Origin of the sequence: Vibrio tarriae (genome assembly GCF_002216685.1) — a bacterium.
GTDB classification, from domain to species: Bacteria; Pseudomonadota; Gammaproteobacteria; order Enterobacterales; family Vibrionaceae; genus Vibrio; species Vibrio tarriae.
In genome coordinates, this window is the sequence record NZ_CP022353.1 from 74,712 (window position 1) to 96,440 (window position 21,729).

General features: G+C 47.6%; 19 protein-coding genes. 15 read left to right on the forward strand and 4 right to left on the reverse strand.

Annotation, left to right across the window (positions count from 1 at the left end):
* Window positions 1-54: 54 nt before the first annotated feature.
* The 3 genes from CEQ48_RS05820 to CEQ48_RS05830 all read right to left on the reverse strand — a co-directional run bounded on the left by CEQ48_RS05820 (window position 55) and on the right by CEQ48_RS05830 (window position 2,793).
* On the reverse strand, window positions 55-309 hold the full coding sequence (locus tag CEQ48_RS05820) for a DUF3624 domain-containing protein (RefSeq protein ID WP_000742073.1): 255 nt from the start codon (window positions 307-309) through the stop codon (window positions 55-57).
* A 230-nt stretch (window positions 310-539) separates the two neighbouring features.
* Window positions 540-1,994 (reverse strand): dihydrolipoyl dehydrogenase, encoded by a 1,455-nt coding sequence (locus CEQ48_RS05825; RefSeq protein ID WP_089070613.1) that lies wholly within the window; start codon window positions 1,992-1,994, stop codon window positions 540-542.
* Window positions 1,995-2,061: 67 nt separating this feature from the next.
* Window positions 2,062-2,793, reverse strand: coding sequence for a glutathione peroxidase (locus CEQ48_RS05830; RefSeq protein ID WP_198301215.1), 732 nt, complete (start codon window positions 2,791-2,793; stop codon window positions 2,062-2,064).
* A gap of 139 nt (window positions 2,794-2,932) precedes the next feature.
* On the opposite strand from CEQ48_RS05830, the gene oxyR reads away from it, so the two are divergent.
* The gene (oxyR, locus tag CEQ48_RS05835) at window positions 2,933-3,826 is read left to right on the forward strand and encodes a DNA-binding transcriptional regulator OxyR (protein ID WP_085603459.1); all 894 of its coding nucleotides are present in this window, start codon (window positions 2,933-2,935) and stop codon (window positions 3,824-3,826) included.
* Between the two features lie 75 nt (window positions 3,827-3,901).
* Here oxyR and CEQ48_RS05840 read toward each other — a convergent pair whose 3' ends face one another.
* Window positions 3,902-6,379: a penicillin-binding protein 1A gene (locus tag CEQ48_RS05840; RefSeq protein ID WP_198301216.1), complete on the reverse strand. Its 2,478-nt coding sequence runs from the start codon at window positions 6,377-6,379 to the stop codon at window positions 3,902-3,904.
* A gap of 142 nt (window positions 6,380-6,521) precedes the next feature.
* On the opposite strand from CEQ48_RS05840, the gene pilM reads away from it, so the two are divergent.
* The 14 genes from pilM (at window position 6,522) to xds (ending at window position 21,657) form a co-directional block, all read left to right on the forward strand.
* The gene (gene pilM, locus CEQ48_RS05845) at window positions 6,522-7,538 is read left to right on the forward strand and encodes a type IV pilus assembly protein PilM (RefSeq protein WP_089070616.1); all 1,017 of its coding nucleotides are present in this window, start codon (window positions 6,522-6,524) and stop codon (window positions 7,536-7,538) included.
* The gene (locus CEQ48_RS05850) at window positions 7,528-8,112 is read left to right on the forward strand and encodes a PilN domain-containing protein (protein ID WP_181710719.1); all 585 of its coding nucleotides are present in this window, start codon (window positions 7,528-7,530) and stop codon (window positions 8,110-8,112) included. Before pilM ends, CEQ48_RS05850 begins: the two co-directional genes overlap by 11 nt.
* A complete protein-coding gene (locus tag CEQ48_RS05855) occupies window positions 8,105-8,695 on the forward strand; it encodes a type IV pilus inner membrane component PilO (RefSeq protein ID WP_181710720.1) in 591 nt (196 codons plus the stop codon). The genes CEQ48_RS05850 and CEQ48_RS05855 overlap by 8 nt, the downstream gene beginning before the upstream one ends.
* On the forward strand, window positions 8,685-9,203 hold the full coding sequence (locus CEQ48_RS05860) for a pilus assembly protein PilP (protein WP_089070619.1): 519 nt from the start codon (window positions 8,685-8,687) through the stop codon (window positions 9,201-9,203). The genes CEQ48_RS05855 and CEQ48_RS05860 overlap by 11 nt, the downstream gene beginning before the upstream one ends.
* Window positions 9,204-9,228: 25 nt before the next feature.
* Window positions 9,229-10,944 carry a type IV pilus secretin PilQ gene (locus tag CEQ48_RS05865; protein WP_181710721.1) on the forward strand — a complete coding sequence of 572 codons (1,716 nt, stop codon included), beginning with the start codon at window positions 9,229-9,231 and terminating at the stop codon, window positions 10,942-10,944.
* Between the two features lie 186 nt (window positions 10,945-11,130).
* Window positions 11,131-11,655 carry a shikimate kinase AroK gene (gene aroK / locus CEQ48_RS05870; RefSeq protein ID WP_000818616.1) on the forward strand — a complete coding sequence of 175 codons (525 nt, stop codon included), beginning with the start codon at window positions 11,131-11,133 and terminating at the stop codon, window positions 11,653-11,655.
* 27 nt (window positions 11,656-11,682) lie between these two features.
* Window positions 11,683-12,768, forward strand: coding sequence for a 3-dehydroquinate synthase (gene aroB, locus CEQ48_RS05875; protein WP_198301217.1), 1,086 nt, complete (start codon window positions 11,683-11,685; stop codon window positions 12,766-12,768).
* A gap of 54 nt (window positions 12,769-12,822) precedes the next feature.
* Window positions 12,823-14,298 carry an AAA family ATPase gene (locus tag CEQ48_RS05880; protein ID WP_089070622.1) on the forward strand — a complete coding sequence of 492 codons (1,476 nt, stop codon included), beginning with the start codon at window positions 12,823-12,825 and terminating at the stop codon, window positions 14,296-14,298.
* Window positions 14,299-14,367: 69 nt separating this feature from the next.
* Window positions 14,368-15,201 (forward strand): Dam family site-specific DNA-(adenine-N6)-methyltransferase, encoded by an 834-nt coding sequence (locus CEQ48_RS05885; RefSeq protein ID WP_089070623.1) that lies wholly within the window; start codon window positions 14,368-14,370, stop codon window positions 15,199-15,201.
* 126 nt (window positions 15,202-15,327) lie between these two features.
* On the forward strand, window positions 15,328-16,002 hold the full coding sequence (rpe, locus tag CEQ48_RS05890; protein ID WP_000651339.1) for a ribulose-phosphate 3-epimerase: 675 nt from the start codon (window positions 15,328-15,330) through the stop codon (window positions 16,000-16,002).
* A 19-nt stretch (window positions 16,003-16,021) separates the two neighbouring features.
* Entirely contained in the window at window positions 16,022-16,702 is a 681-nt protein-coding gene (locus tag CEQ48_RS05895; RefSeq protein WP_089070624.1) for a phosphoglycolate phosphatase, read from the forward strand.
* Between the two features lie 127 nt (window positions 16,703-16,829).
* On the forward strand, window positions 16,830-17,846 hold the full coding sequence (trpS, locus tag CEQ48_RS05900; RefSeq protein ID WP_089070625.1) for a tryptophan--tRNA ligase: 1,017 nt from the start codon (window positions 16,830-16,832) through the stop codon (window positions 17,844-17,846).
* 148 nt (window positions 17,847-17,994) lie between these two features.
* The gene (locus tag CEQ48_RS05905) at window positions 17,995-18,759 is read left to right on the forward strand and encodes a substrate-binding periplasmic protein (RefSeq protein ID WP_089070626.1); all 765 of its coding nucleotides are present in this window, start codon (window positions 17,995-17,997) and stop codon (window positions 18,757-18,759) included.
* 288 nt (window positions 18,760-19,047) lie between these two features.
* Entirely contained in the window at window positions 19,048-21,657 is a 2,610-nt protein-coding gene (xds, locus tag CEQ48_RS05910; protein ID WP_089070627.1) for a GlyGly-anchored extracellular endonuclease Xds, read from the forward strand.
* The last annotated feature ends 72 nt before the right edge of the window (window positions 21,658-21,729 follow it).

Here is a 21,729-nt window from a genome sequence, read left to right on the forward strand (position 1 = left end):
TTCCTATAGCATTGATGTAGTACAGAAGCCTTAGCAAAGACGCTTGGTGCTGCTTTAGTCCTCTTTTCCTTGCCGTTTTCGCCAAGGTAAGATCACGTACTTCATCCATAAATGCAGAAACAGTAAACCGTTAAAAGCAAAACCGGCGAAGATCAGAGTGATCGATTCAATGCTCGTTGGATCATCCTTAAACCCCCAAAACCAAACGATCCAGGCAAGCACGGATAACACCGTGAGTTGATCCATACAGCGTTGACAGCGGCCAATTTTTTTCCAAAACCAATGTTCGCTGCACTCTCCACAAGCCATACGCTTCACCTTAAGCCAAAAGATGTGATTGTCAGTCGGTGAACACCGAGTTGCTAAAACATCAAGGAGTATAACTCAGCGCAAGTATGATGCCGAAGCCTGAGTGCAGAGTTAAGGAAAGTTAGAAGTGAATGAATTCAACGGCAAATGCAATCCAATACAAAAAGCCCGAGGTTGACCTCAGGCTTTGGCATTTTTACCGAAAGAATCGATTCTGAGTGCGCGGGAAATTAACAGCCCGGACCACAATCCAAACAATGTTTGATCATCTCAGGACCTAAGTGCAGTTTCGCATTCAGGTCACGCAGAGCAGTGCGTACCCCTTCCTCAATTACTGGATGGTAGAAAGGCATATCGAGCATCTGCGAAATGGTCATCTGGTTTTGATGCGCCCAAGCCAGCAAGTGTGCTAAATGCTCAGCATTCGGTCCCATCATCTCCGCGCCAAGGAAACGGCCAGTGCCTTGTTCACCATACACATGCAGCAAACCTTTATTGCGCAGCATCACTCGTGAGCGGCCTTGGTTTTCAAACGACACTTCACCTACGGCAAAGCAGCCACAGTTACCCAGACGCTGAGTCAGGTGCTTATAGGTTTCTCCAACCATGGCAATTTGTGGGTCAGAAAACACCGCAGAAATTGGCGAGCGGCGTAAACCCGCGCGAATGTCAGGGAAGCGGCCAGCGTTATCGCCGGCAATGCGTCCTTGATCTGCGGCTTCATGCAGCAGCGGGATTTGGTTGCTGGCATCGCCTGCGATAAAAATCGAAGGTACCGAGGTTTGCAATGTGTAGTGATCTGCTTTGGGTACACCACGCTCATCCAGCGCCACATCGGTATTGTCCAGTGCTAGCTTATCAACGTTTGGACGACGACCTGTTGCGGCAAGCACATAATCCACGATGAAGGTTTCTAGCTCACCTTGTTGGTTGATAAATTGGATTTCCACTTTATCGCCAGCAATACGTTCCATGCTTTCGACTTTCACGTCTGCATCAAGATAAAACTCTTGTTGGAAAGCACGATTCGCGTAAGCCATGACGTCAGGATCAGTGAGTGGTCCTACTTGACCGCCTAAGCCAAACACTTTCACTTTCACCCCTAAACGATGCAGGGATTGGCCAAGCTCTAAACCGATCACACCCGGACCAAACACAGCGACGGCTTGTGGAAGGTCATCCCACTCAAATACGTCATCGTTGACCACAAGGCGATCGCCGAGCTCATCCCATACTGCAGGATAAGCAGGGCGAGAACCCGTCGCAATCACGATACGTTTGGCATGAATACGTGTGTGATCATCTACTTGCAGTGTATGGTTATCAATAAACTTGGCGTAGCCTGCAATCTTGTCTTGTTCAGGAATGGAATCCACCCCTTCCAGCACAAAACCGACAAAGCGATCTCGTTCGCGTTTGACGCGATCCATCACTTCACGACCATTAATCACAATTTCACCTTGCGGGTAAACCCCAAAGCCGGGCGCTTTTTCAATTTGGTGTACGCTTTCTGCCGCCGCAATCAGCAGTTTTGAAGGCATGCAACCCACACGCGCACAAGTCGTGCCGTAAGGGCCACCTTCAATCATGACGACATTTTGAGTATAAGCTTTCGCTGCACGATAAGCGCCAAGGCCAGCTGTACCACCGCCGATAATGGCGACGTCAACGTGAATCTGTTTCATTATGGTTCCTCAATCGGTTTTATTTGTCTGCAGGAGAGTGAGGCTCCCTTGCGGGAGCCTTCGGAGCTTATTGATTTAGGTAGACTTCTAAGTCATCGCTACCACCAATGTGCTTACCACCGATAAACACTTGTGGCACCGTGGTACGGCCAGAAACAGCGCGCAGGCTCACTGTGGTGGCGTCTTTACCTAAAATCAGCTCTTCATACTGTAGACCGGCATCAATCAATGCTTGTTTCGCCTTGGCGCAATAAGGGCAACCTGGCTTAGTGAAAATGGTCACTGATTCTTGCACCTTGTATTGAGGGGCAATGTATTTGAGCATGGTGTCTGCGTCCGATACTTTGAACGGGTCGCCCGGCTCATTCGGTTCGATAAACATTTTTTCTACGACGCCGTTTTTAACCAGCATGCTGTAGCGCCATGAGCGTTTACCAAAGCCAAGATCATTTTTATCCACCAACATGCCCATACCATCAGTAAATTCACCATTACCATCAGGAATGAAGGTGATGTTGTCGGCGTTTTGGTCATCTTTCCAAGCATTCATCACGAAAGTATCGTTGACCGATACGCACAGAATGCTGTCGACACCGTGCTCTTTAAAGACTGGGAACAGCTCGTTGTAGCGCGGCAGGTGAGTGGATGAACAGGTTGGAGTAAAGGCACCCGGCAAGCTAAACACGATAACGGTTTTGCCTTTGAACAGCTCATCGGTAGTCACATTGACCCAAGCGTCACCTTGGCGAGTAGGAAAAGTAACCTGTGGAATGGTTTGACCTTCTTTAGATGTAAACATTGTGTTCCTCATTTGTGAAATTTAATTTTAAATCAATAGGATGTGTTTCGTTGTTGGTGGCTATTGTTAAAGAAAAGCTTTGATAGCTCTAATCGTTTAATGCTATGGTTTTAATAGATGCATTCTATCTGGGGAAGCTATGAACATTCGTGATTTTGAATACTTGGTCGCATTAGCTGACCACAAGCATTTCCGTAAAGCGGCAGAAGCGTGCTTTGTCAGCCAGCCCACCTTGAGTGGCCAGATCCGTAAGTTGGAAGATGAAATTGGAACGACTTTACTTGAGCGCAGCAGTCGTCGAGTTCTGTTTACCGAAGCTGGGCTACAACTGGTTGATCAGGCAAAGAAAATCCTTTCGGAAGTGAAAACGTTTAAAGATATGGCTAATCAGCAAACCGGAGCCATGACTGGGCCGTTGCACATTGGCTTTATTCCGACCTTAGGGCCGTATTTACTGCCGAAGATCATTCCTACTTTGAAAGAACGTTTCCCTGAATTGGAGCTGTATCTGCATGAAGCGCAGACTAGCCAGTTAGTGCGTCAGCTCGAAGAGGGCAAACTGGATTGCTTGGTGCTCGCTTCGGTGGAAGAGACGGCACCTTTTAAAGAAATTGAACTGTATAACGAAGTGCTGAGCATTGCAGTGCCTTACGATCATGCTTGGGCGGCGCGTGACGAAGTGGACATGCTGGAGCTGAAAGGTAAGACCGTATTGGCTTTAGGAGATGGGCATTGCCTGCGCGATCAAGCATTAGGTTTTTGCTTTGCTGCGGGAGCGAAAGATGATGAACGCTTTAAAGCCACCAGTTTAGAAACGTTACGCAATATGGTGGCTGCAGGCGCAGGGATCACTTTATTGCCTGAGCTAGCCTTACCTGAAGATAAAACCAAAGATGGGGTTTGTTACCTGCGGGCGGTTAACCCGATTCCATCACGTCGACTCGTCTTGGCTTATCGCCCAGGCTCGCCTTTACGCCAGCGGTTTGAGCAGTTGGCAGAAGTGATTAAACATCGCTTACAGCAAAGCGAGTAAGACGGCGAATCGAATACAAAAAAAGAGGCTGATGATTCAGCCTCTTTTTTATTCGGTTTTCTGTGCCAGAGGTTACTAGAACAGCTCTTCACCAGAGCTGGTCGAATAGATGGACTCATTGACATGTTCGCTGACGTACTCTGTCGGCTCAGTGCCGGCTTCGAAATACTCAAACATCGAGCTGGAGTCGAGTTTGTTGGTCAGTAACCCCGTATCGCGATCAATGCGGACACGAACGATATTGTTCGGTACCACTTTCTGTTGAACGGGCACATCTTGTAGCGCGAGAGACATAAACTCAACCCAAGCCGGCAAGGCGGTTTTACCACCCGATTCCGCACCGGAAACATCATCTTCAATGTTTCGATTCGGCGCTGTTTTCCCTAGGTTACGGCTATGATCATCAAAGCCCACCCAAGCCACACCAACGATGCCGGGGGCATAACCGTTGTACCAGGCATCTTTTGAGTCGTTGGTGGTACCGGTTTTACCACCGATATCGCGACGTTTCAGTGCCTGTGCACGCCAGCCTGTACCGTTCCAACCGGTATCTGAGCTCCACTCACCGCCCCCCCAGATATTGCTGTACAGCATTTCACGCGTTAAGAAAGCGTTTTGCTCTGAAATCACTTTTGGGGCATAAGGGCTTGCTGCGTCTTGCTCGGCAAACTCATCAAGTTCCGATGAGCATTCACGGTGGCAGACGACTTTCGGCTCTGCACTAAACTCAATGTTGCCAAATGGATTTTCGACGCGGCTGATGTAGAAAGGCTCAACGAAGTAACCATTGTTGGCAAAAACCGAGAAGCCTTGTGCCATTTGTACAGGGGTCAGGCTGCCCGCACCGAGCGCAATCGTCTCAGAGCGCGGTAACTGATCTAATTTGAAACCAAAGCGAGTCAGGTATTCACGTGTTTCATCCAAACCCACTTCACGCAAAACGCGCACGGCCATGACGTTTTTCGATTGGGCTAAACCAATTCTCAGTCGTGTTGGGCCAGTGTAGGTTGGTGGTGAGTTCTTCGGACGCCATGCCGTGCCTTGACTCTCATCCCATTGGTTAATCGGTGCATCATTAATCAGCGTGGCTAAAGTGAGCCCTTTATTCAGTGCTGCAGAGTAGATAAATGGTTTGATACTTGAACCTACTTGACGCACTGACTGGGTAGCTCGGTTAAATTTGTTGTGCACAAAGTTAAAGCCACCAACCAACGCAGTGACCGCACCGTTTTCTGGATTCATCGCGACAAATGCGGTGTTGGCATTCGGAACTTGAGTTAGCTTCCAAGCGGTAATCGCGCCATCTTGGGTGCGTGGACGAACCCAAATTTGCTGTCCTGCGGCTAAAAATTCATTGGCACTTTTCGGAAGTGGACCTTGGCGATCGTCGTTGATAAAACGGCGCGCCCAATTCATGTTTTCCCAAGCGATAGTTTGCACACCATAGCTTTTTACCCACACTTGAGCCGATTTTTCTTCAACGCTGAGAACTGCGGCAGGGAACATATCGCCATAGGTGGGCTCATTGCTCAGGTACTCAGACAGTTGAGCGTTGCTCCAAGCCGGTTGATTGGCTTGCCACAACTCTTTTTCTGCACCGCGATAACCGTGACGCTCATCATAAGCCAGCAAGTTATTGATCGCGGCTTGGTTGGCGGCTTTTTGCAGCTTAGAGTCGACAGTCGTGTAGACATTCATGCCTGACGTGTAAGCAGCTTCTTCGCCGTAGCGTTCAACCATCCATGCGCGAGCAATTTCAGCCACATACGGTGCGTTTAACTCAATCTCTGCACCATGGAATTTGGACAGCACAGGTTCGGCACGCGCAGCATCGTATTCCGCTTTAGTGATGTATTTTTCATCCAGCATACGCTGCAGCACCACATTACGACGGTTAGTCGCACGCTCGACGGAATAGATAGGGTTCATGGTTGAAGGGGCTTTCGGCAGACCCGCAATCAGCGCAATTTCACCTAAGGTCAGATCTTTCACCTCTTTGCCGAAATACGCTTGCGCGGCAGCACCGACGCCATAAGAACGGTAGCCGAGGTAAATTTTGTTGAGATACAGCTCTAAGATCTCTTGCTTGCTTAACAGTTGCTCAATATGGATAGCAATGAAGATCTCTTTGATTTTACGCATCACCTTCTTCTCGTTAGAGAGGAAGAAGTTACGCGCAAGCTGCTGGGTAATGGTACTCGCCCCTTGTGAAGCACTACCCGAGGCGAGTACAGCAAAGGCGGCACGCGTGATGCCTATTGGGTCAAAACCGTAGTGCTCGTAGTAGCGAGAGTCTTCTGTGGCAATTACCGCTTCGATCAACTCTTTGGGCATCTCTTCCAGCTTGAGCGGGATACGGCGCTTTTCACCAAATTGGGCGATCAGTTTGCCGTCTTGACTGAAGACTTGCATCGGAGTTTGTAATTGGACATCACGTAGAGTGGCCACATCTGGCAAATCTGATTTCACATAAAAATAGAAACCAAAGATTGTTGTGACTCCAAAAATAATGCAAATCAATGAAAATACTAATAAACGCTTTATGAACTTCACCGGAGAATCCCTGTTTAGTTGAGGCTGCACTAATGCAAACCCTTGTACTCTAGGCTAAAACCTTAGCTCGCAAAATATCATCTGCCTATTTATTGAGAAAATAGGATTAGCGAGCTGAACCTATTTACTGGAGCTTAGCCTCATGGGTAAAACATTAGTTACGGGTATTGATATCGGCCACCACAGTATTAAAGCTGCGGTGCTCAAACCTATGGGCGACACTTATGCGCTTGTGGGGTATGAGGAGTTGCTCGTTACCGCTGATATTTTCACCGATAATCACACGCTCGATTATCAGAAAATTGTAAAGAAACTAAAAGAACTAAAAAAGGGGTTGCCTCTATTTAGTCATAAAGTCGCGATAGCAATCCCGGATAGCGCCGTGATTAGCAAAGTATTACAAATAGATAGCGATCTTGAGCCGCGCGAGCAGGAATTTGCTGTCTATCAAGCCTTCTCCCATCAATCTCCGTTTCCCGTTGAGGAGCTTAGCCTCGATTTTGTCAAAGCGACGGAAAAAAGCCTCGCTCGCAGTAGCACCACGACATTCCAAGTGTATGCCACCAAAAAAGAGGTGGTCGACAGCCGTTTACAAGCTATTAAAAAAGCGGGTTTTGAACCTGTGTTGATGGATGTGCAAGTGCATAGTTTGCTTCATCTATGGCAACTCGCTAGCCGAGCTTATCGACGTCCAGACTGGATGCTCATTGATATTGGCTACACCCAAAGTTCATTGTGCCTTGATTTTCCGGAAAAAATGCCCTTTTACAAAGACGTGCCACTAGGAACTCGTCAATTGGAATCGGAAGAAAGTGGCGTGATCTCATTGAATTCGCCACTGCAACAAGACCCAACACAACGTTTCATTCACGAATTTGTCGAAAAAGTTGCGCGACAAATTCAGCTCTTTACTTCGGTGCATGGTGCTCAAAGCCTTGGTGGTTTATGGCTATCGGGTGGTGGTGCCACACTTCCTGGCCTAGAAGAGGCGCTCTACCAACGCTTATCACTACATTGTGAAATTTTGAACCCGTTTTCGCTGTTCAAAAACAATGTGGCAAAGCGTAAACGCCAAGTGATTGATGGCCAGCGTTTTAGTACTGCAGCAGGTTTGGCGCTGCGAGGCTTAGCTTGGTTGGAGAGTGACCATGTTGCATAAGGTTAACTTACTACCGTGGCGTGAGGCTCGGCGTGAAGCGCATAAACGACGCTTTTTAGGGTTAGTTACACTCGGTGTTTTGCTGGCGGTGTTGATGCAATTTGCCGCAGGCGAATACTTGAGTGGGCAAATCGCTAAGCAGCAAGAGCGTATCGGTTATTTGAAGCAGCATATTTTTGCGCTGGATCAGCAGATCGCTAAGTTGAAGATCGTTGAAGAAGAACATAAGGCGTTATTAACTCGCTTAACCGTGGTGGAGCAACTGCAGCAAAAGCGCAATAAAACCACTGAATTTATGAACCAAATGCCAAGCCTGATCCCTGAAGGCGTGTATGTCGACAAGATCAAAATGAATGGTCATGAGATAGAAATAACCGGGATCAGCGACTCCACTGCACGTTTGGCAACCATGCTCGATAACTTGGAGAAATCAGACAAATTAACCGATGTTGAGATGCATGAGATCGTCTCTGGAAATAAGCGTTTTGGTAAACAATTTCAGAGTTTTAAAGTCTCATTCCAAATTTTAAACCCAACCTCTAACCCACAAGATGGAGGTGCACACAATGGCTAGTTTGCAAGAGCTAGAACTGGATGAAATCAGCGAATGGCCGCTTCTACCTCAATTGGTAGTAATTCTGCTCATCATGTTGCTGATCCAAGGAGCTGGATATTGGTTCTATCTAATGCCCAAACAAGACGAGATTGCGTTGTTAAAGCAGGAAGAGGAAACCGTCAAGGCCACACTACGCATCAAAGCCAATAAAGTGGCGGTACTACCGCAGATTCAAGCTCAGTTGGATGAACTTAAAGAACGTTACGATTTTTTACTGCGCCAGTTACCGGTGCAAAAAGAACTAGCCAGTATGCTGGCGTCAGTCAACCAGCTTGGCCTTGATAATTCTTTGACCTTCACTCGGATTGATTGGGGTGAACGTGAAAGCCAAGAGTTTCTTTACCGCCTACCGCTCAATATCGAACTGACTGGTAACTATCACGATATTGGTGATTTTTCTGAAGCGATTGCCAAGTTACCGCGCATCATCAACTTCGATGACGTGGATTGGCAGCGGGTCAGCCAAGAGAGTAGCACACTGCACTTTCGAGTCAGAGCTTACACCTACCAGTTTAAACAGGAGGTGGAAGATGAAAAATAATCGGGTTGGATTATGGCTTCTTAGTTTGATTGTGTTGGCTGGGTGTAAGGCCAATCAAGAAGACTTAACGTCATTCGTCGCACAAGTTGAGCGCGAAGCACGTAAGGATGTCACTAAGTTGAAGCCGATTTTAGAGTTTGAAGTCACGGCTTATCAACAGCACAAGGCTCGGGAGCCTTTTGTATTGCCCAAAGAGGCCCTAGTGCAAAACCAGCCTGTGGCTAACGCGGATTGTTGGCAGCCTGCACCACGGGCTAAAAATGGCCCGTTAGAGCGTTATCCATTGCATCAGTTGCGTTTAAAAGGAGTGATGAGTAGCGGCGGCAGTATCTCTGCGTTAGTGCAAACACCTGCTGGGAATGTCGTCAAAGTCAAAGCGGGTCAATATGTAGGGATTAATAATGGCAAAGTCACTAGAGTTGATGATAACTATTTGTTAATTAATGAAACTTTGCCTGATGGCTTAGGGTGTTGGAATCAGCGTAACGTCAAGCTGGCTTTAAAATAAACGGTTGAAGTATAGAGATATAACGATGAAAAATGGATTGAAAACTTATGTCGCACAGACTTGGCTAACCTTGTGGGTTGGTTTGGCACTTTGTGCTTCTTCCATGGCGTTTAGCGCTGAATCAGCCTCCGCCAACCAGTTGGAAAACATCGACTTTCGGGTCAATAAAGATAAGGCGGCCGTATTAATTGTCGAATTGGCCTCTCCATCGGCGGTGGTAGATGTACAAAAAGTCCAAGAAGGGTTGAACATTGAGCTACTTAAAACCGATGTGTCGGATGACAAACTCTACCTTTTGGATGTGAAAGATTTCTCCACCGCAGTGCAGAGTGTCGAAGTATTTCGAAAAGAACCGAGTACACAACTTGTAGTGACGGTTGATGGTGAGTTTAAGCACGATTACACCTTAAAGGGAAAATATCTTGAGGTGGTGATCAGCAAACTGAAAGCCGATGAAAAGCCTAAGCCAAAGAGTATCTTGGAAAAAGAAGGCAAGCTTATCTCGATCAACTTCCAAGACATTCCAGTACGTAATGTGTTGCAGTTGATTGCCGACTATAACGGCTTCAACTTAGTAGTGTCGGACTCTGTTGCTGGAAATCTGACCTTGCGCTTGGATGGCGTTCCTTGGCAACAAGTGTTAGATATTATTCTGCAAGTCAAAGGGTTGGATAAGCGGGTAGATGGCAATGTTATTTTGATTGCGCCGAAAGAGGAGCTCGATTTACGCGAAAAACAAGAGCTCGAAAAAGCCCGCTTAGCGGAAGAACTGGGTGATTTAAAATCGGAAATCATCAAGATTAACTTTGCCAAAGCGTCTGACATTGCGGCGATGATCGGCGGTGAAGGTAACGTCAACATGTTGTCTGAACGAGGTTCGATCAGCATCGATGAACGGACGAACTCACTGTTGATTCGTGAATTGCCAGAAAATATCGCAGTGATCCGCGAGATCATTGAATCACTGGATATACCAGTTAAACAAGTGCAAATCGAAGCGCGGATTGTGACCGTAAAAGAAGGTAACCTTGATGAGCTTGGTGTACGTTGGGGCGTGATGTCGACCAATGGTAGCCATTCAGTAGGGGGAACCATTGAAAGTAACTTATGGCAACAAGGGTTATTGGCGGATGATGAATTTCCGGTTGATGAATTCTTAAATGTGAACTTGGCTTCAACCTCTGCAAATGCGTCTTCAATTGCTTTCCAAGTGGCTAAGTTAGGCTCTGGTACTTTATTAGATCTGGAGCTTTCAGCATTACAAAATGAATCGAAGGCAGAAATCATCTCTAGCCCTCGTTTGATCACTACCAACAAACAGCCAGCCTATATTGAGCAAGGTACCGAGATCCCTTATCTGGAATCCTCTTCAAGCGGCGCAACAACTGTATCGTTTAAAAAAGCAGTGCTGAGTTTAAAAGTGACGCCACAAATCACGCCAGATAACCGCTTGGTGCTTGATTTGAGCGTGACCCAAGACCGCCGCGGCGAAACAGTGAAAACGGGCACTGGAGAGGCTGTCTCTATCGATACTCAGCGAATTGGTACTCAAGTGTTGGTGAATAACGGGGAAACCGTAGTGCTAGGTGGTATTTTCCAACATAGCATCAATAACTCGGTAGATAAGATCCCATTGTTGGGTGACCTGCCTGTTTTGGGCGCGTTATTTAGACGAACCTATGAGCAAATGGGTAAAAGTGAACTGCTGATTTTCGTCACGCCGAAAGTAGTTATTCAATAACTTAGCGTGTGCGTAACAAGCGAACAAAAATTAAAGTTGCAATAGTGGCACCATATCTAGATAATTTCGGGTCTTATCACGAAATATCGGTGAGGAATAGGTGCCACAAGCATTCCTATAGTTGGCGTATGTCCAGCAACTCTTGTGGCGATGTCATTGAATTAACGTTGTAAATTACTGCTGAACATGGCTGAGAAACGCAATATTTTCCTTGTTGGCCCTATGGGTGCTGGCAAAAGCACAATTGGTAGACACCTAGCTCAACAACTGCACATGGAGTTTATCGACTCCGATACGGTTATCGAAGAACGTACCGGAGCGGATATCGCATGGGTGTTTGATGTTGAAGGTGAAGAAGGCTTCCGCAAGCGCGAAGAAGCCGTTATTAATGATCTAACCGAGCAACAGGGTATCGTACTAGCGACGGGTGGTGGCTCAGTAATTAGTAAAGAGAACCGTAACCGACTGTCTGCTCGCGGTATCGTTGTATACCTCGAAACAACTATTGAAAAACAATTGGCACGCACCAATCGCGATAAAAAGCGCCCACTACTGCAAACGGATTGCCCACGTGAAGTGCTAGAGCAATTGGCCGAAGATCGTAATCCTCTGTACGAAGAGATCGCGGACATTACGGTACGCACCGACGATCAAAGTGCAAAAGTGGTAGCCAATCAGATCGTAAAAATGCTAGAAGAACACATAATGTAGTGTTTCTTCGAATTGGAGTGCAAAACCATGGAGCGGATTACGGTCAACTTAGGTGAACGTAGCTACCCAATCTCAATCGGTGCCGGATTGTTTGCCAATCCGGCTCTTCTTTCCCTCTCTACCAAGCAGAAAGTGGTGATTGTTACCAACCACACCGTCGCTCCGCTTTATGCGTCTGCGATCATTTCATTACTCGATCACATCGGTTGTCAGCATGCTTTGCTAGAACTGCCCGATGGCGAACAGTACAAAACTCTCGAAACGTTCAATACCGTGATGAGCTTTTTGCTTGAGCATAACTACAGCCGTGATGTGGTTGTCATTGCTTTAGGGGGGGGAGTGATTGGTGATCTGGTCGGTTTCGCAGCTGCTTGTTATCAGCGTGGTGTTGATTTTATCCAGATCCCAACGACCTTGCTGTCACAGGTGGATTCTTCGGTCGGTGGGAAAACCGCGGTCAATCATCCGCTCGGTAAAAACATGATTGGTGCTTTTTATCAGCCCAAAGCGGTAGTGATTGATACGGACTGTTTGACTACACTGCCCGCGCGTGAATTTGCCGCTGGTATGGCGGAAGTCATCAAATACGGCATCATCTACGACCAAGCATTTTTCGACTGGTTAGAAGTGCAAATGGATGCTTTGTATGTGTTGGATGAACAAGCGCTCACTTACGCAATTGCGCGCTGCTGCCAAATCAAAGCTGAGGTGGTGGCGCAAGATGAGAAAGAGTCAGGCATTCGTGCGTTACTCAATCTTGGTCACACCTTTGGTCATGCGATTGAAGCACACATGGGATATGGCAATTGGCTGCACGGTGAAGCGGTATCTGCGGGTACGGTAATGGCCGCGAAAACGGCGCAATTACAAGGTCTTATCGATGCATCTCAATTTGAACGTATCCTAGCTATACTGAAAAAAGCGCACTTACCTGTGCGAACCCCAGAGAACATGACCTTTGCCGATTTTATGCAGCATATGATGCGAGATAAAAAAGTGTTGGCGGGGGAACTACGTTTGGTGTTGCCGACCAGTATCGGAACATCGGCGGTGGTAAAAGGGGTGCCTGAAGCTGTGATTGCACAAGCGATAGAGTGCTGTCGTACGGTGTAATCGAGAGACTTACAGAATATTTTGATATCAGACAATTGTCATTAGGATGGCCCAATGAGTTTGGCACATGAACTGGATTTAGAATCGCAAACTGAGTTACTTGAGCGGTTGCAACTGCTGACCCGCTTTGGTTCTAACTTGGTGAATGTTTGTGGCCGCCAAGGGGCAGGAAAATCTTGGCTTGCACAACGATTTTTAGAAGGTTGGGCGCAAGATAAAAACCAGTCTCTGCTTATGTGCCATCCTAATCAAAATGACGAGCAGCGTCGCGTGACTATGTTGTCACAGCTGTTTTCTGAACCACTTTACAATCCCAAAGACGCCTTAGCGGAAAGCTTCGCGCGTCTATTTGAAGATCAAAATTGCGATATCGTGATTGTGGTCGATGATGCCCATTTACTCTCTGAGTCTTTAGTTTCCGAATTGTGGATGTTGGTGCTAGAAGCGCAAACTAATCCACGCTGGAATGTCAATGTGGTTCTGTTTGCTCAAGACAATGGTCTGGATGCCTTGTTAACACGTTTAAGTTATGGACAAGAACATAAGCCTGTCGATTTAGAAATTGAGATGCTTTCCGAAGATGAAGCAGATCGATTATTCGAAAATCGAGTGATGCGCTATGTTGATCCACAACTTGAGCGTAAAGTGCGTAATGCTTATAAGAAGGTCAATCCGTTACCGGGGGAAATTATGGCGTTGGCAGAAACGAAAAATGAAAAACGGGTGGTGATCCGCTCGATTGTTGGCTCTCCGTTTAATATTGCCTTGGTCGTATTACTTCTCTTGTTATTGCTCGGCGGCGGCTATTGGTGGTTACTATCCAAGCCCGTTCCTCAAGAAGGTAGCGTTTCGGAAGGCGAGGTCGCAGAGCAAACCGCGATTCCTACTCTCAATTCTGAATCGAATACCCTCGCTCAAGATGGCACTTCAACCGTCAACAGCGACGGTATGTCTGATGCTGAGGGCGGTGACTTTGGCGCCGACGATGATACCTCCGCGTTGCCGCCTGATGTGGTGGATACCACGGCCAGTGTTGGCATTGCCGATGATGGTAAGCGCGTGGTGATTAACTCTGATGTGGTGGATGCTCTGCTGCAAGGCACAGCTCAAACCGCCGATACTTCGGCGATCAACAACTTGGTTGAGTCTACTCAAGCGGCGACGGAGCTAAAAACGCAAACGTTAGAGCAAACACAAGTGCAGAATGCTCAGCCTAAATCGGTGAGTTTCTCTTTTGCGCGTGATGAGCTGAAAGCCATGTCACCACGCAGCTACACATTGCAGTTGGCGGCGATGAATTCTCTGCAAGATGTGCAAGGCTTTATTGATGAGCACAAACTACAAGGGAAAGTCTACGTTTACCCAACTCTGCGTAACGATGTCGAGTGGTTTATTGTCACTATGGGCAACTATCCCACCATCCAAATGGCGCGTGATGCCTCAGAAAAACTCTCTGCTTCGCTACAAGCGTTAGGTCCTTGGGCTAAATCACTTAGCCAAGTTCAGCGAGAAATCGAGCGTAAGAAATAAACCTGAGCTTCGCTGAAAAATATGTTACATTCCGCAGCCTTATTTTGTGGCCAACGATTAGAGCAGTAGATGAAAAAGCAGCGCGCCTTTCTGAAATGGGCTGGGGGTAAATATAGCCTAGTCGAGGATATTCAACGCCATCTACCAGAAGCTCGTGAGCTGGTTGAGCCTTTCGTTGGCGCAGGCTCGGTCTTCCTGAATACGGATTTTGAACGCTATCTGCTGGCGGACATCAATCCGGATCTGATCAATTTCTACAATCTGCTCAAAACCGAACCTCAAGCTTACATTCACGAAGCTAAGCGTTGGTTTGTGCCCGAAAATAACCGCAAAGAAGTCTACCTCGATATTCGTAAGCAGTTTAACCAGAGTGACGATGCGATGTTTCGCTCGTTGGCGTTTTTGTATATGAACCGCTTTGGGTTTAACGGCCTATGTCGTTATAACAAAAAAGGGGGCTTTAATGTGCCGTTTGGCTCGTACAAAAAGCCTTATTTCCCTGAGCAAGAACTCGAATTTTTTGCTGAAAAAGCGCAGCGTGCCACCTTTATTTGCGCGTCATATGGCGAAACCTTCGCTCGCGCGCAAAGCGATAGCGTGATTTATTGCGATCCACCTTACGCACCGCTGTCGACTACGGCCAATTTTACCTCTTATGCGGGCAATGGTTTTACCTTAGACGATCAAGCGGCGTTAGCCGATATCGCCGAGAAAACCGCCAAAGAGCGTGGAATTTCGGTGCTGATTTCCAATCACGATACCACCCATACTCGCCGTTTGTATCGAGGGGCGCAGCTCAATGTGGTCAAAGCTAACCGTACCATCAGTCGTAATGGTGCTGGGCGCAATAAAGTGGATGAGCTTTTAGCACTCTTCACACCTCATCTTTCATTGCAAGCGTGATCTTTTGGGCTGAATGGTGGATTTCCTCTCCCTGCCTCAAGTCACGCGCTAGGATCTCGTCACCAGCTTAGGTAGAATGGCGGCCACATTGTGTTCAGCTTGCATTCAATTCCTAACGAGGTCGGTATGAAAGATTTTCTCATTGCACCATCCATTCTCTCCGCTGATTTTGCCCGTCTGGGCGAAGATGTTGCCAAAGTGCTCGCCGCAGGAGCGGATGTGGTGCATTTCGATGTGATGGACAATCACTACGTACCGAACCTGACGTTTGGCGCACCGATTTGTAAAGCCCTGCGCGATTACGGCATTACGGCACCGATTGATGTGCATTTGATGGTGAAACCGGTGGATCGCATCATTCCAGACTTTGCCAAAGCTGGCGCTTCCATGATCACTTTCCACGTTGAAGCATCAGAGCACGTTGACCGTACTTTACAACTGATCAAAGAGTGCGGCTGTCAGGCGGGCGTGGTACTGAACCCTGCGACACCTCTGCACCACCTCGACTACATCATGGATAAAGTCGATTTGATTCTGCTGATGTCGGTGAACCCTGGCTTTGGCGGACAATCTTTCATTCCACATACTTTAGATAAACTGCGCGCGGTGCGTGAACGTATCAAGCAAAGTGGGCGTCAAATTCGTTTGGAAATTGATGGTGGCGTGAAAGTGGAGAATATCCGAGAAATCGCGGAAGCGGGTGCAGATATGTTTGTGGCAGGCTCGGCGATTTTTGGTCAGCCTGATTACCAAGCGGTGATTGAGCAGATGCGTGCTGAACTGGCGAAAGCCAAAATTTAATCTGATTTAGGATCGTGTTTTGAAATCCATAAAATTAATTGCTTTTGATTTGGATGGTACGCTGCTCGACAGCGTGCCGGATTTAGCGGTAGCGGCGGATCAAGCCTCGCGTGCGGTGGGTTACCCAGCCGTGAGCGAAGCGCAGGTGCGTGATTATGTCGGTAATGGTGCGGATGTGTTAATTGCGCGCGCACTCAGTCAGAGCTTAACGATCAATCCTGAATTAAGCCCAGAGCTACGTGCTCAAGCTCGTCACCTGTTTGATGAGTTTTATGAACAAACGGGGCACAAGCTGAGCCACCTGTATCCTAATGTTAAAACCACGCTTTTAGAGCTGCACCAAGCGGGCTTTATTCTGGCGCTCGTAACCAATAAGCCTTCTAAATTTGTGCCAGATGTTCTAGAGCAACACGGCATCGCGCACTTTTTTAGTGATGTGATTGGCGGCGATACCTTCCCGAATAAAAAGCCGGATCCGATGGCGCTGAATTGGTTATTAGAGAAGCATCAGTTAAGCGCTGAGCAAATGTTGATGGTCGGGGATTCGAAAAACGACATTCTGGCGGCGAAAAATGCCGGATGTTATTCCTTCGGTTTAACCTACGGTTATAACCATGGCGAACCGATTGCCAATGCGGAGCCAAACTTCGTCTCCGATGACATTGGCACGCTGCTTGAAGTGGTGCTCGTTTCGGCGTAAAAGTTGCCGTTCGCACTAGTAAAATACTCGTTAATGAGTACACTGCTTGAACCGCGCCGATTCCGTGCGCGGTTTTTGTCCCTTTGTTTTGTGTAATTTCAATTTCAGTCACAAGGAAATCAAACCCATGAGCAAACCCATTGTATTGAGTGGTGTTCAACCGTCAGGTGAACTAAGTATCGGTAACTACTTGGGTGCTCTACGTCAATGGCAACAGATGCAAGATGATTATGACTGCCAGTACTGTGTTGTGGATTTGCATGCAATTACGGTTCGCCAAGATCCGCAAGCACTGCATGAAGCGACATTGGATGCTTTGGCTATTTGTCTCGCCGTTGGCGTTGATCCGAAAAAGAGCACGCTATTTGTTCAGTCACACGTACCTGAGCATGCTCAACTCGGTTGGGTTTTGAACTGCTACACCCAGATGGGTGAGCTGAGCCGCATGACTCAGTTTAAAGACAAATCGGCACGTTACGCCAACGATGTGAATACCGGTCTGTTTGGTTATCCGGTGCTGATGGCCGCGGATATTCTGCTGTACGGTGCGCACCAAGTGCCGGTAGGCAGTGACCAGAAACAACATCTGGAACTGGCGCGCGATATCGCAACCCGTTTCAACAATATCTACAGCCCAGAGCAGCCAATTTTCACCATTCCTGAACCTTACATTCCTTCCGTCAATGCGCGGGTAATGAGTCTGCAAGATGCGACTAAGAAAATGTCCAAATCAGACGATAACCGCAAAAACGTGATCACCTTGTTGGAAGATCCGAAATCGATCATCAAGAAGATCAATAAAGCGCAGACTGACGCTGAAACTCCACCGCGTATCGCTTACGATGTTGAAAACAAAGCCGGCATTGCTAACCTGATGGGACTTTACTCGGCCGCAACGGGCAAAACCTTTGCTGAGATTGAAGCTCAGTACGCTGGTGTGGAAATGTACGGCCCATTTAAGAAAGATGTGGGTGAGGCTGTGGTGGCGATGCTTGAACCCGTGCAAGCAGAATACCAACGCATCCGTAACGATCGCGAATACCTGAATAGTGTAATGCGTGATGGCGCAGAAAAAGCCTCGGCAAAAGCGCTGCAAACTCTGAAAAAAGTGTACGCCGCCGTTGGTTTTGTGGCTCGTCCTTAAACTGAGTGATCAGCCAAGTTATCAGAGAAACATAAAGCCAGATTTCTTGGCTTTATGTTTTTAAAAACAATTAGTTAAACTTATTTCTCTCCACTTGTAGCCAACAAGCTACACTGTAAAAACACAGTCAGAACGATAAGTATCGCGTATGAGACAATTTCTATTGTTGGGGCTTACTTTCATCGCTAGCGGCGCTTTCGCTAATCCATTGCGTATCTGTGTTGGAGATGTCAATGTCTGGGCCCCATTCACTTATTGGCAAGGAACCTCTGAGCAAGAGCAAACTGACTCCTTGACGGGGTTTGCCACCACGTTGGTGTTGGAAGCGTTACAAGATCAGCATATTGATTATCAAATAAACTTTATGCCGTGGGCGCGTATTCAGCATGAGCTGGCTCACGATAATGGCCGCTGTGATCTGACTTGGGATGCAAGCCATCGAGCGGAACGAGAAGCTTACAGCTATTTTTCTGTGCCGCTTTACACCATACAACTTGGGTATTTCACCTTGCCCGAACAAAAAAAGGATTTGCAGTCGCCTAAGGACAGTGGAGTTTTGTGTGGAGTCAACGGGTTTAACTATGAAGGTTTTGCCTTATCAAGAGAACCTTCGTTGTACTTAAATTCGGTTCAACAAGCACTGAATATGCTGCAAAAAGAGCGCTGTGATTGGTTTGTCAGCGAAATTGAGCCGATTTATGGCGGTATTCAGCTTGGGGTTTATGTGCTGCAGCGCCAAATTATCCACCATTCGCTGGGTAAAAATAAGCAGTACCATGTACAGGTTCGGCGAAGCTTGCCGAATGCTTTACCTTTGATTAACGGCTTGAACCAATACTTTCTCAATGCCCAAAAAACCGGACATGCACAAACCGTGTTTGACCGTTACCTCTCTTTACCTCTCGCTCACTAATGTCATTTTTTCTCTATGAGAGTTGCCTCTCCTCGTGAAGTGAAATGTTAATCCTATTGAAATCGGATGGTTGCAAAGCCCATTTACTCTGCTTGTTGAAACTTTGCGATGCATTCAAGTATTTGCTCTATTGATGAGATGAATATCTCGATATCAATGCTGAATGTTTCCGTGTTGCATGAAAAACAGCAACACTCATCGCGCAAAGTGGTTTTGCTTTAATACAAACAGTGACTCAACACACCCTGTTTGCCAATCGACAATCAAGCAGGGAGGATAAGGTGCATCATGGATATGAGATCAACCCCGAATTTAACTCGTTCGACTTTAGCTCTGGCTATCAGCTTTGGCTTAGTTGCGCCAACGTATGCCGACGTATTGATTTCTCAATATGTTGAAGGCAGCAGCTTCAATAAAGCGATTGAAATTGCTAACACGTCCGATCAAGCAGTGAGCTTGAATGGCTTCCAACTGGCGATGTCGACCAACGGCAGCGGCACTTGGGATAAAACCTTACCGTTAGATGGGCAAGTGATTGCAGCGCACGATGTGTTGGTACTTGCCCACGGCAGCGCCAGCAGTGCGATACTGGCGACAGCCGACCTAACCAACAACACAGTGGTTAACTTTAATGGCAATGATCCGATTGCGCTGCTCAATAGCGATGGTTCGGTGCATGACGTGGTCGGCAATATGGGCGGCGCAAATTTTGCGAAAGACAACACGCTCGCCAGAACAAAACTCACCCCAAGCGCTACTTACCAAGCTTCCGATTGGGCGACCCAAGGCAAAGACAATATTGATGGGCTTGGCGCACTGGATGCCACCACGCCACCGAGTGCCTTTAATTGTACGCTAGATGGGGCAGAGCCAAGCTTTACCACCATCCAACAAATTCAGGGTGAAGGCAGTACTTCTCCCTTTATCCAAGGTTATCCCTACATCACCAATGAGGATTTCTTTGTTAAAGGTGTGGTGAGTGCAGTAACGACCGGACTGACTAAAGGCTTCTATCTGCAAGCGCTGGAAGATGACTACAACCCGAACACCTCAGAAGGCCTGTTTGTGTTTACCAACCAAAGCAGTTCGGACTTAGCGCTGGGCGATGTGGTGTGCGTGAAGGGCAAAGTGCAGGAGTATTACAACCTGACGCAGCTCAAAGCGGAAAACAATCAGTGGGTGAAACAAGGCCAGCAAGCTGCGCCACAAGCGCAAGCCATCGAGATCTTGCCTTCGGATGAACACTTTGCCCAGACGCTAGAGCGCTACGAAGGCATGTTGGTGAAAACCACGCCTGAATTGGATATGCGTGTGACTCGCACCTTTGGTTATGACTATGATTCGCGTCGTAACAACATGGTGTTGGCGCAAGGTCGCATCAATATGCAGCCAAACCAGCAGCATCCCGCCGGTTCAGAGCAAGCTTCGCAACAGAAGCTGGATAACGCACAGCGCCGCTTGTTTGTGGAATCGGATGCCAAAGCACCTGATGGGCAAATTCCGTATTACCCAGCATTTGGTCGCTCCGATGTCGATCAAGACGGTTCAACCGAAGACTATATTCGAATTGATGATACGGTTTCGGGCCTCGAAGGGGTTGTGAGCTACAGCTATAACGAATATCGCCTGATTGCGACCAATACCCTTTCGGCGGAAAACTTGGTGCATAACGCGCCGCGTCAAGCTAAGCCAGATATGGATGAGGGTGATTTGCGCATAGCAACTTTCAACGTACTCAACTACTTCAACTCGCCGTTTGGTGGTGACGCTAACCAACATGGTGATAACCGTGGTGCCAACAATCTGGCTGAATTTGAAGTGCAGCAAGCCAAGATTGTGAATGCGATTGTGCGCTTGGATGCCGATATCGTGGGTTTGATGGAAATTGAGAACAACGGTTTTGGTGAAGGTTCAGCGATTGCCCAATTGGTTAATCAGATCAATAGCCAAATCGCGGATAAGAAAAAACACTACCGCTTTGTGGCGATTGATTCGAATGGCGATGGCAAAACCGATGCTGCAGACTCACTCGGTACTGATGTGATCACCACCGGTGTCATCTACCGCGATAAAGTGGTGAAGTTAGCGAAAAACCGCGTCATCCCAATGCCAAGCCAGCAAGCACCAGAGGTAGTGGATGCCAATGGTAAAGTGATTGAAGATGGCAAGAACTACCAGCGTGATACGCTTGCCCCAACCTTTAAAGTGAAAGGCGGTAACGAGAAAATCACCGTCGCGGTGAATCACCTCAAATCGAAAGGATCTGCGTGTTGGGAAGATGCCGCGCCCGTTGAGCAAGGCGGACAGGCAGGCAAAGATCTCGATTACCAAGGCGCATGTGAAAACTTCCGTGTCGCCGCCGCGGTAGCGTTGGGTGATGCGCTAGCGAAAATCGATGGGCATAAAGTGATTCTCGGTGATATGAACTCGTACGGCATGGAAGACCCTATGTTGGTTCTGACCGACTACACGCCAGAGAAATACGGCAAAACCATTCGCGCAGCACGCAATACTTACATTGCCGGTGTAGAGCAGTTTGGAGATGCAGGCGCAGAGATCAAACACAGCTACGGTTATCTCAACGCGGTTGCCATCAAACATCCAGATAGTTGGAGCTACTCATTTAATGATGAAGTCGGCGCGCTGGATCATCTGTTAGTTAGCCCAAGCCTCAAACACAAAGTCGTGGATGCGACCGATTGGCACATCAATGGCGCAGAATCGACGCTGTTTGACTACAACGATGAGTTCAAAGGCAACCTGCCGAAATACAAGGATCAGTTCCGCGCGTCGGATCATGATCCTGCGGTATTGGAACTTAACATCTACGGTGGTTCATTCGGTTTAGGCGCACTGCTTGGTCTATTGGGGCTTGGAATGTGGCGTCGCCGTCGCTAGAAAGTGGCATTTTTGATAAACCAAAGGCTAGCGTAGTACGCTAGCCTTTTTAGTTTCTTACGTTGATGGCGT